Source organism: Priestia sp. SIMBA_032 (genome assembly GCF_046535215.1).
In the GTDB taxonomy this organism is placed as follows: domain Bacteria; phylum Bacillota; class Bacilli; order Bacillales; family Bacillaceae_H; genus Priestia; species Priestia aryabhattai.
In genome coordinates this window covers 1-233 of sequence record NZ_JAWRXD010001628.1, presented here as the reverse complement: position 1 = coordinate 233, position 233 = coordinate 1, and the positions used below count along the sequence as shown (strand labels likewise).

Annotated in this window: 1 protein-coding gene; it reads left to right on the top strand. The window is 69.1% G+C overall.

The annotated features are described in order from the left end of the window. On the top strand, positions 1-233 hold a 233-nt coding region (locus tag SB717_RS39795; RefSeq protein WP_410908867.1), incomplete at both ends, for a DegT/DnrJ/EryC1/StrS family aminotransferase.

Below are 233 nucleotides of genomic sequence, written 5' to 3'. Positions count from 1 at the left end.
GCGATACCTGCATCGTTCCGGCGATCACCTTCATGGCGACGGCGAATGCCGCCCGCTATTGCTGGGCCGAGGTCGCTTTTGCCGATGTCGATCCGGATACCGGCCTGATGACGCCCGACACGCTGGAAGTCGCGCTGGCGCGGGCGGACGGTACGGCGCGCGTTGTCCTGCCGGTCCATCTGGCCGGACAGTGCGGGCCGCTGGAGGAAATCGAGCGCTGCGCGGCCGTGGCC